The sequence below is a fragment of the Infirmifilum tikiterense genome, assembly GCF_054696565.1.
This window is the reverse complement of record NZ_CP182482.1, coordinates 1,424,397-1,439,451: the sequence shown is the minus strand read 5'-3', so window position 1 is coordinate 1,439,451 and position 15,055 is coordinate 1,424,397. Positions and strand designations below refer to the sequence as shown.

Annotated in this window: 19 protein-coding genes; 10 read left to right on the top strand and 9 right to left on the bottom strand. The window is 57.3% G+C overall.

From position 1 onward, the window contains the following. Window positions 1–58: 58 nt before the first annotated feature. Complete coding sequence (locus tag ACNO7C_RS07915; protein WP_460024569.1) at window positions 59–427, bottom strand: hypothetical protein; 369 nt, start codon at window positions 425–427, stop codon at window positions 59–61. Window positions 428–769: 342 nt separating this feature from the next. Here ACNO7C_RS07915 and ACNO7C_RS07910 point away from each other — a divergent pair, with 342 nt between their 5' ends. From ACNO7C_RS07910 to ACNO7C_RS07900, 3 genes are read left to right on the top strand one after another with little or no spacing between them, the layout of a single operon-like run. After that, window positions 770–1,264 (top strand): GIY-YIG nuclease family protein, encoded by a 495-nt coding sequence (locus ACNO7C_RS07910; protein WP_460024568.1) that lies wholly within the window; start codon window positions 770–772, stop codon window positions 1,262–1,264. 22 nt (window positions 1,265–1,286) lie between these two features. Continuing rightward, window positions 1,287–1,550, top strand: a complete 264-nt coding sequence (locus tag ACNO7C_RS07905; protein WP_460024567.1) for a hypothetical protein — start codon at window positions 1,287–1,289, stop codon at window positions 1,548–1,550. Continuing rightward, window positions 1,460–1,975, top strand: coding sequence for a hypothetical protein (locus ACNO7C_RS07900; RefSeq protein WP_460024566.1), 516 nt, complete (start codon window positions 1,460–1,462; stop codon window positions 1,973–1,975). The genes ACNO7C_RS07905 and ACNO7C_RS07900 overlap by 91 nt, the downstream gene beginning before the upstream one ends. Window positions 1,976–2,003: 28 nt before the next feature. On the opposite strand, the gene ACNO7C_RS07895 is transcribed toward ACNO7C_RS07900, so the two are convergent. The 3 genes from ACNO7C_RS07895 to ACNO7C_RS07885 form a co-directional block, all read right to left on the bottom strand. After that, window positions 2,004–2,378, bottom strand: a complete 375-nt coding sequence (locus tag ACNO7C_RS07895; protein WP_460024565.1) for a retropepsin-like aspartic protease — start codon at window positions 2,376–2,378, stop codon at window positions 2,004–2,006. Window positions 2,379–2,606: 228 nt separating this feature from the next. Further along, the gene (locus tag ACNO7C_RS07890) at window positions 2,607–3,692 is read right to left on the bottom strand and encodes a hypothetical protein (protein ID WP_460024564.1); all 1,086 of its coding nucleotides are present in this window, start codon (window positions 3,690–3,692) and stop codon (window positions 2,607–2,609) included. Window positions 3,693–3,969: 277 nt separating this feature from the next. After that, entirely contained in the window at window positions 3,970–4,422 is a 453-nt protein-coding gene (locus ACNO7C_RS07885; RefSeq protein WP_460024563.1) for a hypothetical protein, read from the bottom strand. 657 nt (window positions 4,423–5,079) lie between these two features. Between ACNO7C_RS07885 and ACNO7C_RS07880 the strand changes: the two genes are divergently transcribed. From ACNO7C_RS07880 to ACNO7C_RS07860, 5 genes are all read left to right on the top strand, one after another. Continuing rightward, a complete protein-coding gene (locus ACNO7C_RS07880) occupies window positions 5,080–5,763 on the top strand; it encodes a hypothetical protein (RefSeq protein WP_460024562.1) in 684 nt (227 codons plus the stop codon). A gap of 159 nt (window positions 5,764–5,922) precedes the next feature. Further along, the gene (locus ACNO7C_RS07875) at window positions 5,923–6,081 is read left to right on the top strand and encodes a hypothetical protein (RefSeq protein WP_460024561.1); all 159 of its coding nucleotides are present in this window, start codon (window positions 5,923–5,925) and stop codon (window positions 6,079–6,081) included. A 25-nt stretch (window positions 6,082–6,106) separates the two neighbouring features. Further along, a complete protein-coding gene (locus tag ACNO7C_RS07870; RefSeq protein WP_460024560.1) occupies window positions 6,107–6,232 on the top strand; it encodes a hypothetical protein in 126 nt (41 codons plus the stop codon). A 15-nt stretch (window positions 6,233–6,247) separates the two neighbouring features. Further along, entirely contained in the window at window positions 6,248–6,448 is a 201-nt protein-coding gene (locus ACNO7C_RS07865) for a hypothetical protein (RefSeq protein WP_460024559.1), read from the top strand. 126 nt (window positions 6,449–6,574) lie between these two features. Continuing rightward, entirely contained in the window at window positions 6,575–7,087 is a 513-nt protein-coding gene (locus tag ACNO7C_RS07860) for an LEA type 2 family protein (RefSeq protein ID WP_460024558.1), read from the top strand. Window positions 7,088–7,145: 58 nt separating this feature from the next. On the opposite strand, the gene ACNO7C_RS07855 is transcribed toward ACNO7C_RS07860, so the two are convergent. Beyond that, window positions 7,146–8,288, bottom strand: coding sequence for a hypothetical protein (locus ACNO7C_RS07855; RefSeq protein WP_460024557.1), 1,143 nt, complete (start codon window positions 8,286–8,288; stop codon window positions 7,146–7,148). A 279-nt stretch (window positions 8,289–8,567) separates the two neighbouring features. Next, window positions 8,568–9,110, bottom strand: coding sequence for a flavin reductase family protein (locus ACNO7C_RS07850; protein WP_460024556.1), 543 nt, complete (start codon window positions 9,108–9,110; stop codon window positions 8,568–8,570). Window positions 9,111–9,269: 159 nt separating this feature from the next. Between ACNO7C_RS07850 and ACNO7C_RS07845 the strand changes: the two genes are divergently transcribed. Both ACNO7C_RS07845 and ACNO7C_RS07840 read left to right on the top strand, forming a co-directional pair. Next, the gene (locus tag ACNO7C_RS07845; protein ID WP_460024555.1) at window positions 9,270–10,448 is read left to right on the top strand and encodes a hypothetical protein; all 1,179 of its coding nucleotides are present in this window, start codon (window positions 9,270–9,272) and stop codon (window positions 10,446–10,448) included. 643 nt (window positions 10,449–11,091) lie between these two features. After that, entirely contained in the window at window positions 11,092–11,475 is a 384-nt protein-coding gene (locus ACNO7C_RS07840) for a hypothetical protein (protein ID WP_460024554.1), read from the top strand. A gap of 165 nt (window positions 11,476–11,640) precedes the next feature. Here the strand turns inward: ACNO7C_RS07840 and ACNO7C_RS07835 are convergent, their stop codons facing one another. Genes ACNO7C_RS07835 through ACNO7C_RS07825 form a run of 3 tightly spaced genes read right to left on the bottom strand, consistent with a single transcriptional unit; the run spans window position 11,641 to window position 15,052 of the window. Beyond that, window positions 11,641–12,213 (bottom strand): O-methyltransferase, encoded by a 573-nt coding sequence (locus ACNO7C_RS07835; RefSeq protein ID WP_460024553.1) that lies wholly within the window; start codon window positions 12,211–12,213, stop codon window positions 11,641–11,643. Window positions 12,214–12,261: 48 nt separating this feature from the next. Beyond that, window positions 12,262–14,070 carry a S9 family peptidase gene (locus ACNO7C_RS07830; protein WP_460024552.1) on the bottom strand — a complete coding sequence of 603 codons (1,809 nt, stop codon included), beginning with the start codon at window positions 14,068–14,070 and terminating at the stop codon, window positions 12,262–12,264. After that, window positions 14,063–15,052, bottom strand: coding sequence for an ABC transporter ATP-binding protein (locus tag ACNO7C_RS07825; RefSeq protein ID WP_460024551.1), 990 nt, complete (start codon window positions 15,050–15,052; stop codon window positions 14,063–14,065). Before ACNO7C_RS07825 ends, ACNO7C_RS07830 begins: the two co-directional genes overlap by 8 nt. Window positions 15,053–15,055: the final 3 nt, after the last annotated feature.

Below are 15,055 nucleotides of genomic sequence, written 5' to 3'. Positions count from 1 at the left end.
TCAAAAATGTAAGAATTCCATTAAAATAAATTTTTGCAAGGAGTACCCAAACTCAAGCCTAGATGTAATTCATCAACTCGTTGTATATCTCTCCAGCGTACCTTTGCAACACACTTAAAGGTAGCTTTGTTCGATATCTTGCCGGATTATCCCCTATTTTTTCGAGTACGCCCATATCGCAAAGCTTGCCTAAAGTTGGGGCGAGAGATATAATACTGAATTCGCGTAGGAATGTAGGCTTAGAGCTGAGCTTCTTAAGTAAGTTGTTTTGGATGTAATTATACACCTCATTGAGGTCAAAATAGCTCTTTCCCTGCTGGGCTAAAGCCGTTACTGCTAGAAACGTTAGTGCTGTTACTCCCTGCTTAGCACCCGACCGGAAGTCGCTAACGAGATTCTCGAGAGGCTCGTATTTGCGATCGGTCATGTTTTCCGAGGAAAATTGTTCTAACTGAGTAAATAAATGCATTTCGCTAAACGTTAGCTTCAAGCACGAATTATGAATAATTACTTTTTTGCGGAGTCTTTTAAGGAAAAGGAGAGTCTCTTAGTTTCTTCGATTCAAGTGAGCAGGAGAGGCGCATTGGGACCTCTGCGGGTTCTCGGGACAAGGAGCTTAGTTCTTGCGGATGAGGATCACGTGGACACCTGATTCTATGCTGATGCACTAAGTTCAGAGGTCTCGGCCTTAAAGCTATCGGGCTTTGTTGGAAAATGTGTGGCTTCTAAACTATTTATATTGGGGAATGATTGCGTAGCCGTGAAGAGTTTGAAGGATCTGGAGGAACTGGCAGGGCTTGCTGGGGATCCCGGCGTAATCGAAAGGCTAGAGGTCTACCTGGGCAAGCTGAGGGAGCTTCTGTCCTCGCCAAAGCTGGCCTTCAGCCCGGAGGCTCCCGTGCCCAGCAAGCCGGGTGTTTACATTGTGTGGCGTGGCCGCGAGGTGATTTACGTCGGCTCATCGAGCGACCTTAGGCGCAGGATCCTTGGGGACCACCTGCAGGGCAACGTGAGAGGTAGCCGGCTCAGGAGAGCCCTGTCGTGGGATCTGGGGCTCGCCGACCCAGCCGAAGGGAAGGCTAGGCTAAGCCGCGAGCAGGAGGAGAAGATTAGCGGGCACTTGAGGGAGCGGTGCGCCTTACAGTTCATCGTGGAGGAGGACGAGCGCAGGCGCGCGATGCTCGAGCACTTCGCGATAGCTCTGCTGAGCCCCAGGCTTGTCTCCCCGATGGAGCTACCCGGGGCCGGTCGTCAAATTAAATAGCTGGCTGCGTGCTGTTGTGCGGGTGGGTGGCGTGGTCAGCCTGGAGGAGTTTGAGAGGGTTGTCGGGGGGTACGAGTGGTACTTCGAGCTTACCGAGGAGGTCTACCTCAAGGCCGTTGAGGAGCTGGGGCGCCGCGACCCAGCTGGGATAAGCGAGGTGGACGTGAGGCGCTACATCCTGCAATTCCTGGCCGCTTGGGGTGGGATGAAGCAAGTGCTGGTGCGTGTGGACCCGGGGGGCTGGCTGGGGCGATTAGGGGTCTCTCCCGCGAGGTCTCGGCGCTGAGGAGGCTAAGCCTTCTGGACGCCGACTTGGAGGGCGGGGACGTTGCGCAGGGCGTCGGGGAGGTCTTCGATAGGCTCAGGAGGGTCAGGCGCTTGGGCCCGGTAGGCGCGTCGAAGGTGGCGCACCTCCTCTGCCCAGACCTGTTCGTAATGTGGGATTATAAGATCGCCAAGAGCTACGGCTTTAACCCCGATAGGGATGGCTACTTCGAGTTCCTCGAGTTCCTGAGGAAGATGCAGGGGCTCGCCCGCGGGGTGGTGGAGCAGAAGGCGAGGGTGCTCGGGTGCAGCGTGAGCGAGGCGACGCGGAGGCTTTCGGAGGAGCACGGCGGCAGGACGCTGGCCAAACTGGTCGACGAGTACAACTGGTGGAAGACCTACAGATCCGTGGTGCTGGGTCCGCAGTGGCGGGAGCCAAGCCCCTAGGGGCAGGAGCGGGGTCTTCTTCGCGGCTCTACAGCGCCAGCATCTGCCCAGTGAACTCGGATAGGTCGAGCCTCCTCCTGGCTGGGTCGAGCTTGATCCTGTAAGCCTCCATGTCCAGAGCCCCGAAGACCTTGGGGACCGGTAGGTCGTCTACGAGGAAGGCCTCGATGCCTACCCTCTTTCCCGCGATCTCCACGGCCAGGTCGCAGAGGTGCCTGCATGCGAGCTTGCGGCCGTCTGCCACCGTGAGCCATCTCGGGGCTAGGAGCTCCTTGGGCGTGGATATCTCCCTGGCGACGTCGCTCCTGATGAGCGACCTGGAAGCCCCTGTGTCGAACAGCACGTCGAGAAGCTTCTCCCCCTTGTCCCCCCTCACGAGCAGCTTCTCCCGTACTAAGCCCATTTTTATTCACCTTAACATCAGCTCTCTGGCATCAGTTATAACTGTATCCCTACGTAGCGCCGCTTCTTAGCTTCGACCTCTGGCGACAGATGAGAGAAGTGGAAAGCAAAGGGTACAGAAGCGTGCCCCGGGCAGGCTCACCTGAAGAACTGTTGGTCGTAAAAGTCGCCTGCGAAATCGCCTTGCAGACTGTGCTGTGGGAAAGGCGTGGCCAGATGTGGAAAAAGCTTAAGCGCTTTTGCGCTTTAGGGCTGGGTAGAGCAGGAGGGTCACTGCTAGTGCAATGAGAGCCAGAGCGGCAATAGGCGCCACGTTAATTGGGGTAAAGCTAGGCTGAGGTTGAGACGGTTGTGTTGCGGGTTGCGTGCTCCCAGCGGTGCTCAGCTCCTGCTTGCAACGCTGTAGCTCTTGCTCGCAGCGCTGCAGGGCTGCCCCCAGCTCCTCCGCGTCCCTTCTGCACTGCTCCAACTCGCTCCTCGTGGAGGCCAGCTCTCCTTCCAGCTGGCTTGCCTTACCTAGCTCCTGCAGCGCTGCGAGCACTGCGCTGGCCTGCGGGAGAGTGTCGTCCGTGTACTGCGTGGAGTTGTAGACCGCCCTGCCCACGCTGAGGTCGAAGAGCGTTGCGTAGGCCGCGTTGGGCACGAGCTCCACCTCGTACCGGAGCTCGAAGGTTCCCTGTGCACCAGTGAGCTCCTGGGCGGCGGGCCCGAGGGGGGTTAGCCTGAGGGAGTAGGGCGGCCCCCTAGATTCGAGGTCGCTTAGCGAGAGGGGCGGGGGGCCTTCGATCACGTAGTGAACGGAGAAAATTTCGGAAACCTCGGAGCCGACGAGGTACGTCTGCGAGGAGATGGGCACTGAGTAGTAGACCTGCTGTAGCCCGAGGGCAACGAAAGCGGCGATGCCTATCTTGTCGCCTGGCACCGCGTACCCCCTGAGGCCGCCGTAACCTGTCACGTAGAGCTTCTCGTAGCCGCAAGCCCTGCAGAGGGCAGAAGGCATGTAGGACGCCGTCTGGGGTAGCGTGCACAGCAGCCTGCACACCTGCTCAAGGAGCCAGAGCAGCTTCTTCACCTCCTCACGGTTGACCTCAACGCGGAACGAGACCGTGTACTTCTTCCCCGGCTCGATTACGCTCGGCACCTCGACTCGAACCTTGCCTAAGCCCTTCACGAACCTCTCCTCCACCACCCTTGGCACAGGGGTAGGCTGTATAGGTACAGGCTGCGTCACCGTGGCGTTCTGGGCCGCTACAAGCTGAAGGTAAAGGGTAGCGAGGAGGCACACCACTAGGGCCGCTCTAACGAGGCCCCCCACACTCTTGCAGGCGGCGGAGCTGTATAAAAGCTTAAGCTGGCTCCGGGACCTGCCTGGCGTTTTCAACCCCTTCCCGCGATGGCGAAACAGGAGTGATGCAGTCGGTTGCGTCACTTCACTCGCTTTGCCCCTGCCTCAGGTGTCAAAACAATCGGGGAGACTTAGCGCAGGCACGGCACTCGAATCCGCGTAGATTTATGGGAAAACGCCGCTCCCGAGCGGGGCCTAACTCGCGGTTTCTCTTTCCATAAAGGAAGGGGGAGGAAAAACAATTGTGTTAAAAGAGTGATATGTGAAATAGTAGTGCAAAAAACCAGAATACCATAAAGCCTATGAATAGCCACCCTAGTGCCTTTGCTATCGCAATTACTATTCTCTCCTGCCTGTGAGTGAGCTTTCTCGGCTTAACAATTATTTTCACGAAGTCGGGAGTCCTGGGCGCTACCCTCTCCCGGTAGTAGATGAAGCCGTATTCGGGGTGGTTGGAGAACGGTTTATAGATCAGCACAGGAGTGATGCCGGTATCACCTCTCGTTGGCGGTGTACCCAGGCCCCCAGAGCGGTGAGCGGGTTTTCTCCTAGGTCTTGTCTTTACTCTAGGCTTGGCTCTTCGTACCGCGTAGCTCTCAGGCATTTCCTTTGCTGTTTCCTCACTTTCTTTTTGCGCTACTTTTGTCTCGGGCTTTTCCTCTTTTTCCTCGCTCTCATTATGCTCTTTTTGCGCTGTCACAACACTGTTTATAGAAGCAGGCGCATGGGATTAATGCGTTGCGCAGCGTGAGCGCGGCACCCGGGAAGCCGCACAGTTGTGGCCTGGCGCCCACACCCAAGGGACCCAACCTGGCAACACTTCTAGCGAGACCTAAACCTCGATTTCACCTTTCAGGAATTATCGGCAGTCCCGGGCCTCAGGCGTCTCCCCAGTCGCGCTTATTGAGCTGAAACGAGTGTGGGGAGTGGCTTTCTTGGTCTTTGAGGCGCCGCTTCGTCTGAACCGGTGCTCAACCCGCGTTACGATAACCGGTAATAACTCCATAAAAATAGTAATACTTTATGTTTCATGTATGCTGACTGAGGATTATGTGCCTGACTATTGTGTGGAAGGCTTGAGGGGAGCTCATCCTTGTCTTGCTTAAAGAGTAGTTGGGCCAAAGGGGGGTATTGCTGGAACCGCGGAGGACCATGCCGGGGGTGCGCTGCGCACGGAGGCGCGGTTTGACTGTCGAAACCGGAGGGTTGGGACGCACCTCACTTTTTCGGAGCGTTGACGGCGGTTTGGGAAAGCGTTGCGAAGGGCCTGTGTCTCCTCGGATACCGTTGACCGTAAAGAACTTAGAAACGCCAGGCTAGTGTAAGTGGAATGCTGCCCTCTCCCGTTAGAAGGATTTTGACAAAAAGGGTTCAAGAAGCCGTCGAGGGAGTGTTTAACCTCTACGCTAAGGGCATCCTCGCCGATGAGGATCACGTGACTGGAGCCCTTGTTTACAGCCTTGCGGAAAAGCTGGACGGGTTGCAGGTCGGGGATGTGAGGGTTAGGGCCTTCACCTTTAGCCGCGGCCAGGAGGCGAGGACGGGAGCTGACCTTGGGGTTGCCTTAAGCGCAGATTTACGGGGCGTTAAGCTCACGAAGTACATGCTGATGCAGGCGAAGAGGTGCGAGTGTCTGCCGGGCAAAAACTACGAGTTGTCGGACGGCAACATTGAGGGAAAGTTGCTGGATCAGTGCCGGAAAATGCTGTCTGTAGCTCGGTCCTCCTACGTGCTGGTGTATACCCGAAGCGAGCTGTGCGGCTTCCTCGCCTACAGAGCCGCAGACGTCCTGGGTTTTGACGGAGCTTCAGACGCCCGAGGTTCAGTTGGTAGCATCAGTTGCGCGAAGCTTTCAAGTCTGTGGGCCATACCTCTCCCGGAACTCTTCGACGACTTGCTGAAGTGCAAAATGGGGGATGTAATGCTCGACAAACCGTTCTTCAGAGAGGAGGAACTTTCGAATCTCCCGTTAATACTTGAGGAACGCGGGTACAGTGCTAGGCGCTGGGTAGCTATCTCGGTGAGAGAATCGAAGGAGTAGCCTTGACCTTTCTTGGTTGCTCTCCTTGAACCGCCTTGTTGAAGACTGGAATATGATAAAGACCGCTGTTTGACGGAGAGCCCTGGGGTTTGCTCATAGCGACTGTGCTCGATTAAATATAAGTGTTAGGCGCCAGTGTAACTTCAGGGGGTCTAGTGTATGGACGGGGCCTGTGACGGCCAGCACGAGAAAATTTCCCGGCACAGGCTCAGGGTGCTTAAGGAGGTTCTCCGTGTGATCGACGAGGCCCTTGAAGGCGTGGAGCCCTCGGGGGAACCTGCCTGGGTATCAGTGTGGGAGGCTCGGGAGAGCGCGTGAGCGTGCTCTCTAAGGGGTGAGCGTCGTGGTTGGGGGAGAGTCGCTGAGGGAGTTGATCCTCGACCTTTTAAGAGGGCTGGGAGCGCCGGTGCTGAGCGTGGAGGTGCGGGGCGGGGAGGGTTCGGGGTACGTGTTGGTCACCCTCGACTGAAGCGCGAGGCAGGCGGTGGAGTACTGGTTGGAGGTGGCTGAGCATGCAAGGAGGCTGGGGGTGCCGGTGTTCGTGAAGTGGACTGGGCGCAGCGACCTGAAGCCGGAGGAGCTGGGGGCCTACGTGGGCAGGGCGCTCGCGAGGATGGGCGTCTTCCTGAGGACCCGGGAACCTATCGACGTGGTGGCTGCTCTCAAGGAGGCGTGGGGGTGCTAGCCTGTCAGACCGACTGAGGTAGTCTCCTAGCGGCGCTGAGCGTTACCCGCATCCAGGAGCGCGCCACTCATTTGAGTTGCGGAAGCCCTATATCCCGGTCCCGCGCCTCTAGGGGTGGGGTGCGGCGTGCCTCGCTCGAAGGCGCTTAAGCTCGTCGCGGTTGCGCTGGCTCTCCTGCTCGCCTCCCTAGCCGGGCTATACGTCCTGGGGTTGTTCGCCTTGACAGGCCTGAGGATTGGAGGCGTGGAGGTGCTGAAGCCCTGCGAGGTGGAGGTCAGTGACGTCAGGGTCGTGTCGGTCGGGGTCAGGAGCGCTAAGCTAGAGGTGGTGCTCACCGTCAGGAACCCGAACCCCGTCGCCGCGAGGTCGACGTCGGTCACCTACGACGTCTACGTGGAGGGCGTGTACGCGGCTAGCGGCTCGGCGCCGGCGTTCGAGGTGCCGCCCGGGGGCTACGCGAGCGTTTCGAGCCAGGTGGAGGTGGAGTACGCGAGGGCCGGCCAGGCCGCGCAGGCCATAATTGAGGCGAAGCTGAGGGGAGGCAGGGTGCACGTGGAGGTGAGGGGCAACACCGTCCTCGAGACGCCGCTGGGGCGCCTGAGCCTCCCGTTCTCAAGGGTGCTGCTGGCGGACCCTTAGGTGCGAGCCTGAATCTTGGTGGTGTCCAGCAGGCGGGGCCGAAGCCCGGAGGGGGTTTTTAACCCGAGGTGGGCGTTTCGAGGGCGTATGCGGCTAGCTTGTCGCTGATCTCGAGCATGGCCCGGAGGTCTACCAGCTCGCTGAGCGCCTCCAGGCTAATGCCGTTTGCTACCGCCCAGTCGATCAGCTTCTCGAGCTCAACCCGCGCCTCCTCCAGCTTCTCTCTGAAAGCCTTCAGGTCGGCTGGCGTGACGGGCTCGCGGGTGCGCCCCAGGATGGCGTCGAGCTCCGCCATGATGGGGTCGAGCGTAAGCGAGGCTCTCTCGTGGAGCTCGGGCGGGACGGGCGCTGATCTCTGGCATCTTTTAATGTAGCCCTCGACCACCCCGCGCATCCCGAGGACGGCCTCCACAGCCCTCGTGAGCATGACCTCTGCTACAAGCCTAGCCCTGAGCTCCTCCTCTCTGATGGGTTTGAGGCCCAGCTTTTGCAGGAGCCCCCTGGCCTCGTGGGCCCAGATCCACCTCGCGAGGACGGGGCTCGCCGCGACGACCTTTCCCCACTCGTCCACGAATCTCTTCTCGTAGGACAGGGCCCTCCCATCGTCAGTCACCTTCGAGAGGTCAACCCTCTTCTTGAAGGCGTCCGGCATCAGACTCGGGAGCTCTGAGAGGACGAGGAGCGTAAGCGCGAGGCCCGGCCGCGAGGGAGCGTTTTCCACGAGGAAACGGGACGCACCCCTCTTCCCTAGCTCCTCCCTAAGGGCGCCACCGAGGCTCGTTAGCGCTGAGGTCAGCGCGGGCTCCGCGTAGGCAATCACGTGGAACAGGTCCTCGGGGATCCCGTCGGCGAGGCTTTTCGCGAGCATCACAGTAGCCTGCTCCATCTCCCCCCTCCTGGCGTGTATAGCCGCTCTCATGAGCGAGAACTCGAGCTTAGTCACCAGCAGGTCCGCGGCCCTCTCGTCCAGCTGCCTCAGAGCCGCGAGCAGCCCCTCGCGCTCGAGGAAGAGCCACCCGGCTCGAGCCACGGTGCCTTTCTCAGCCCTAGAGAGCGCGAACAGCGCCAGCGCGCCGTGCACGCCGCCACCGATCCACAGGTAAAACCAGATTTTGAAAAGTGTCTTGAGTACCTTCCACGAGTACCCGGCGAGCTTGGTGAGAAGCCTCAGGTAGCTTTTGAGCCGCTCGCCTTCCTCCATTCGAGAACCACTAGTTTCCAAACCTTAATAAAAATTTTACTAGCCTGCGCGCGCAACTTATTCAATTTAAACCAGCATCCCTTAACCGCTACAAAGTCGGGGTCGCAACTCAGTGTGTAGCGATCTCTCCGCCCCCGCTCGGCGCCCACCCCCGGAGGCCGCAGCCACCGTTAAGCGGGGAGCTCAGCTACGGCCGCTCTCCGCACCCGTAGGTATCGGGATTGCTCATCACCGCATGCGTTAAACCTGCCCGAGGGGAAAAGGGTTTCGCTTGGCGTGCTAGGCGCTCTTCCTGGCGAGCCTGAACTTCCCGACGCCGTAGAAGCCCGCGCCCCAGTTGTGCAGCGGTATGTCGACCTCGCCGATGCGCCAGCCGGTCTTCTCGCTGAAGAGCCTCTCGTCAGCCCTGGCGGCGAGCACCTCGCCTACGAAGAACTTCACGTCCCTCGCCTCGACCTCGTCCACCACCCTGCACTCCAGGACGCCGACTGCGTCCCTGGCGACGGGGGCTGAGACCTTCTCGCCCTTCACCGAGCCTATCGCGGAGGCCTTGTCGAGCTCCCTCCCGCTCCTGGTCCCGGCGAGGTACAGCTTGTCGAGGAGGCTCATCGGGAGGACGTTCACCGTGAACTCCCTGTACCTCTCGATCAGCTCGAACGTGTAGCTCTCCACGTCCACCGCCACGCCGACCAGCGGGGGCTCCTCTGCTATGGGCGTCACCCAGCTCGCGGCCATGTAGTTCACCGCCTCCCCCCAGCGCCCGCTCCCGATCAGGTACGCGGGCCTCGGGTGCAGCAGGAGGTAGAACCTGCCGACGTCCATAAGCCATGACTCGTGGGGGTGGTAAATAAATCCCTCTCATGCAGAGAACCGGGTAGCCTCTTTCTTTCCGCCCGAGGATTACAGTTTTTTCACCCGCCTTAGTGGTTGGACGTATTACGTGCAAATTATTTTTATATAGTTCGCGTGAACTAGAAGGCAATGTTAGTCGGAATAGAAACCAGGAAACTAGCCTCAGGTGAAGATGGGAAGAAACACTACCCCGGGTCACAGCTAATTTCCAAAATTTTTAACATGTTAAAAGGCTTTTGTCCTACCTGGAAATATTTAATTTATTTGATTATTTTACTCGGGTTTATTTTTGGTTTTATATCTTTAGCCATAAATATATCCTTTTCGACAATTTCTTTGAATGCTTTCGTTCCAATATTTAAGCTCTTAATGTTATATATACCTGTATTCGTGTTGCTTCTTTTTGGAATCATTTATCCATTTCTTATTTATCACCATATCAACAGTATTATTAAGTTAAGTGAAATAAGATGGTTAATGCTTTCCATATTAGTCATATTAGTCATATTATTGCTGATTTGTGTAATAATTTATCCGAGATTTTTACAGCCACCTCTCGACTCAATCAGTATTGAAACTCTTATCTTTGCACTCATTTGGGTCATTGCAATAATATCGCCTTGCATACCACTCATAATTTTAACATGGAATACTCAAGGTATTTCTTGTTTAATAAAGGGGTTGCAACTTACGGATGCTCGTGCACTATTCCTAGAATTTTCCTATAAACTCTCTTTAGCATCAAACGGCGTGCTAATTTTAATCGGTTTCTTCATTGTGATTATAAACAATTTAAAGTATTTTGAATCACTCAGTAGTAAAATATCCGTCGATCCGAGCAATTTAGTAATCGCAATTTTTACAGTTGTTCAATATTTTGTTTTACGGGAAACAAGAAGAATTTCGAGAGCTTACCCCACCATTACAATTCTCCGTGCCGTGTATTCCTTAAGTGGCATCGCCCTGGAGGCATTCTTGACTAACCCCTCAAATCATACGTATATTGTTGATGGAGGGCCGTATATAGCATCGTGTGAAGAAAGAGGTAATGTATTTGTGAGTACTTCGGGAAAAAATCTCCCTGTAATTATCACTCCTGGTAAAAATCTTAAAGTGTTACTTGTGCTGGAAAACATCAACCCAAGCAAACATAGTGAGAGATTTCCTGTGGCTATAACGCTTCACTATAAGCGTCAGAGTGAGGAAGGAGAACGTAGTAAGTCTACGACTATCCTTTGCCAAGTGGATGCGAAGAGTGGCGAAGTAAAGGTAACTCATCATTTACCTTATTCTCTTCAAAGCCTTTAAACACAAATTTTATTTTCCGAACAATAGGAAAAATAGGATAAATTTGAGTAATCGGCTCTACTGGATGCTGGCTACTGTCTTCGCCGCCCTTATTCTACCCTTGACGCTGGTATTGGTTGCATATTTCGTAGGTGTGGGAGAATCTGTGGGACGGTGGTCTCTTTGCCCGGCTAATCTCTCGTTTTTCACGGCTTACACGTTAATCACAAACCATTACGTCCACGCGTCGTGGAGTCACCTCCTGAGTAATCTTGGTGGTTACTTTGGAGCAATCGTAACTTGGATTTTACCTCTAGGGCTTTGGCTGTTTAGTCAAGAGAAAGCTTGTTTTAAATCTGCTCAACTAAGCCCTAATGCGAAATGCATTCCCGCAGGATTGATGTGTGAGGAGTGGTCTAAGCGCGTTGTGCTAAGTTTGATCTTGAATTCCTCCGTGTCACCGCTTTTAATATCAGTAGTTTGGATGCTGTTTAAGCCTCAGGGGTGTATGCTGGGTTTTTCGTCAGTGGTGGCGTCGCTTTGCGGTTTCTCAACTTATTACTGGTTCTTTATCTTTAAGGTTCTTAATCAATGGCTTAACTCCGATCCTCTTATTGCAAAGTTCTCCTGCTCTGGGTTTTTATGTGTCGAGCTTCTGTGTTGTATGTACCCTCTTCTCGAACTGCTTGATCACCAGACGGGGAATCTGTATAGGGCTTTGCTGTTTATCATGGTAGTACTTATGTTGCTTGTCTATTTGATATTCTCCTTGAGCAAGGCTTGGAAGGCTGGTAGCCTCCTCGATAAAATTCTCGCTTGGTTAGGAATCTCGGCAATTTTCTACCTTTCCTTCTCTATGTATTTCTACTTTGGTAATTCTCTCTTCATGTCTCCTGAAACGTGGCGGGAGATTATCCTGCGTGAGGGGATAGTCATCGGAATTCCTGGACATTTCATCGGTTTCGTGATAGGCCTTCTCCTTTCGGTCATCGCCTTTTCCCTAGAATATTTACACGGTTTTCTTGGGAGACGTTATAGGGAAACTTAATTAGGGTCGAGCGAATACCCCCTGAAATCCTCAATTAAACGAGCATGGGCTCCGGGTAAGCTGTATTGGTGCCTGATTAAGGTTTTAAGAAGGGGGACGTTTGCGCATTATTCCTACGATCTTTATTATCGTGATCTTAATGATCATGATACTAAAAAATGATCTCTACTTTTCGGGCTTGATGGCTAGAAAGAGGCCGGGGTCTGTGTTGACGGTTGTGGCGGCCCAGCCCGCTTCCTTTGCGAGTTGGAGTACTCTCCTGGCTGGGGGCGTGCGGGCGTTGTGGTAGAGTGCTATGCCGCCTGGCCTGAGCTTGGGGCTGGCTAGCTCCCAGGTGCGGGTGTAGAGGTGCTTGTCGACGTCGACGAAGAGGATGTCGACGGGCTCCTGGAGCCCCTCGAGGAACGAGAGGGCGTCACCGCAGACGGCCTCGAGCCGCAGGGGCGCGTTCAGGGTGGTGAGGGCTTGGCTTAGCCTGGCGCACCGGGAGGGGTTTGACTTGACCGCATAGACCCTCCCGTCCCTGACGGCGGCATCGGCGAGTGCTTTGGCGATCCAGAGGGTGGAGTAGCCTACGCCCGCCCCGGCGTCGACAGCGAGGACGCTGCTCCTGCGGGTGGAGTACGCGTAGGCTAGCGCGTAGAGAACTAGGCCGTCACAGCGGGTGATCCTGGGGATGCCGAGGGAGTCGGAGAGGGCCTCGAGCCGCTCCAGCGCCTCGTCGAGGCTGTAAGCCATGCTTCTAGTTCGCGTCTGGCCGGAAAAAGTTAACTTGGGTGGGGTTGGCTACTGGAAGTACTTTTTCAGGAAGTGGATGGCGGGGGCTATGACCCGTACTCTCTCCTCGGTGCCCGCGACGTAGTGGCCCATGTCTGGGAGTATGTGCGCCTCGAAGACGGCGCCGCGCTCGGAGAGGCGCTGGATGTACCTTAGGACGGGCTTGAGGGGTGTGCGCGTGTCGTTGGCTGGGTGTATTATGCAGAGGGGTGCTGTGACTTTGTCGACGTAGGTTATCGGGGACCTCTCGCGGAGGAGCTCGGTCTTGCCGTCGAAGAGGGTGTCGATGAAGCTCCTGAAGTAGGCGTCGCTCAGCGCCTTCATATCCTCCCAGTCCGCCACGCTTGCGCCCGCGACGCCGGCTTTCCAAAGGTCGGGTTGCCTGCCGAGGGCTAGTAGCGTCGAGTACCCGCCGTAGCTGTAGCCCATGATTGCCAGGCGGCTGGCCAGCCTCCTTGAGAGCGCCCACTTGCCCGCGTGGGCGATGTCGTTTAGGTCCCCGCCTCCGGGGTCTCCGATGTCGAGCCTCCTGAAGTCCTCGCCGTAGCCCGTCGAGCCCCTGTAGTTGGGGGCGACGACGTGGAAGCCTGAAGCGACGAGGGAGGCTATGAACGGGTCCCAGGAGTCCATGACCTCGCTCCAGGGCCCCCCGTGGACATACACGACGGTGGGTCCGGGCCTGGGGGCTCGGGCGTTCTCGACGACGAACGCGGGTATGCGCCTGCCGTCGAAGGAGGGGTAGCGCGTGAAGTAGCTTCTGCCGAACTCCCTGGTGATGCTCCTCGGGAGCCTGCTCGCGACCGCCACGCGGGAGGCCCCGCTCTGCGGGTCGAGCTCGTAGACCTGCGGGGGGCTTGTGAGCGAGGAGGCGGTGAAGTAGAACTTGCCGTCGAGCTCCGCGAACGTGGATACGACCCCCCTGGGCGTCCTCACCCTTTTGCCGTCGATGAAGAGCTGCGTCCTCCCGTCGCGCTTGGCGATCACCCAGACTCTGCCGTCGTCAAGCCAGCCGAAGTCGAGGTGCTCGACGGGGTTGAAGGCGTCGTAGTCCCTGTGGGTGAAGCTCACCCTCTGGAGGTCCCCGCTCTCGGCGTCGTAGGTGTAGAGCCTCTTCCTGCCCTCGAAGTCGCTCTCGAAGAGCAGCTTGCTGCCCCTGAGGGTGGGGTTCGTGTTCGACGAGCCGGGCTTCGGCGTGTAGACGCGCAGCTCGCGGCTCCGCGTATCCAGGATGAAGAGCTCGAAGGTGCCCGGCCTCCCCGCCAGGGTCCCGTAGCCCACGGCGTAGTCGCCGTTGAAGTCGGTCAGGAATGCCATCGTCTCGAACTTCGCAAGCTTCTCCCAGCTGCCGTCCAGGCCCACCTGGAACAGGGCGACCTCCTCCGCGGTAGCGCCGATGTAGGCCACCCTCCCACCTTGGAACGAGATGCCCAGTACCCTGGCTGGCGGGACGTCGGCTATCTGCCTCTCCTCGGCCTCGTCTACGGCGGTGACGAAGGGGACTTGGAGCTCCTTTCCCTTGGAGACGTCGCGGGTGAAGACGACCTCCCTGCTCTCCTTCCTGGCCTGCGCGAAGCTGTGGACGGGGCCCTTGGTCAGCTTCCTCCGCTCGCCCAGCTTCGGGTCGAGGGCCCAGATGCCTGGGGTTGCGTCGAGGTTGCTGAAGAAGACGATCTTGCCGCGGGCGGCTCCGAGCAGGTAGAAGTAGGGGGCCGAGGCGATCAGCTCCACGAGCCTGGTGATTTGCGACTGGGTTTGAGGCACGGCTTTCCTGCCCGCTGCCCGGCTATTAACGTTTTCCCTGATTTCTCCCTCACCCATGGAGCCAGCACCTCACGAAGTGACCTGGCTCTACCTCCACCGCGGGGGGCTCCTCGGCGCGGCACTTGTCGGTGGCGAAGGGGCACCTCGGGTGGAAGCGGCAGCCCGACGGGATGTTGACGGGGGACGGCACCTCGCCCTTTATGGGTATCTCGCCTATCTTGTGGCGGGGGTCTGGTAGCGGGACCGCGGATATGAGGGCCCTGGTGTAGGGGTGCATGGGGTTCGTGATGACCTGCTCCGCGGGGCCCTCCTCGACGATCTTGCCGAGGTACATTATGGCTACTCTGTCGCAAATTATCCTGGCCACCGCGAGGTCGTGGGTGATGAAGAGGTAGCTGATGTTGAACTTCTCCCGTATCCCGAGCATCAGCTGGAGTATCTCGGCCCTGATCGACATGTCGAGCATCGAGACGGGCTCGTCGGCCACGATGAACTCAGGCCTGAGGGAGAGCGCCCTCGCAATGGCAACCCTCTGCCTCTGCCCCCCGCTTAGCTCGTGGGGGTAGCGGTACACGAATTCCTCGGGTGGGACGAGGGAGACCTCGGTGAGGAGCTTCGAGGCCGCGTCGATCCTCTCCTCCCGGGTGGTGAGCTCGCCGTGGATGTACAGGGGCTCCGTCACGATGTCGTAGATCCTCATGTGGGGGTTCAGGCTCTCGTAGGGGTCCTGGAAGATGATCTGTGCCTTCCTCCTGAACCACCCGAGCTCCTCGTCGCCGGCGCTCGTTATGTCCTCGCCCCTGAACAGTACTTTACCGCTTGTCGGCTCGATGAGCCTCAGCACGAGCCTCCCGGTGGTCGTCTTGCCGCAGCCCGACTCCCCCACGAGGCAGAAGACCTCGCCTTTTTCGATGTGGAAGGACACGCCGTCGACGGCCCTGAGGTAGCGGGCGCCATGTCCTCTGATCACGTCCAGCAGGCCCCTGCGCAGCGGGTAGTACTTCTTCAGGTCGTAGGCCTCCAGGAGCTTATCACCCATGCG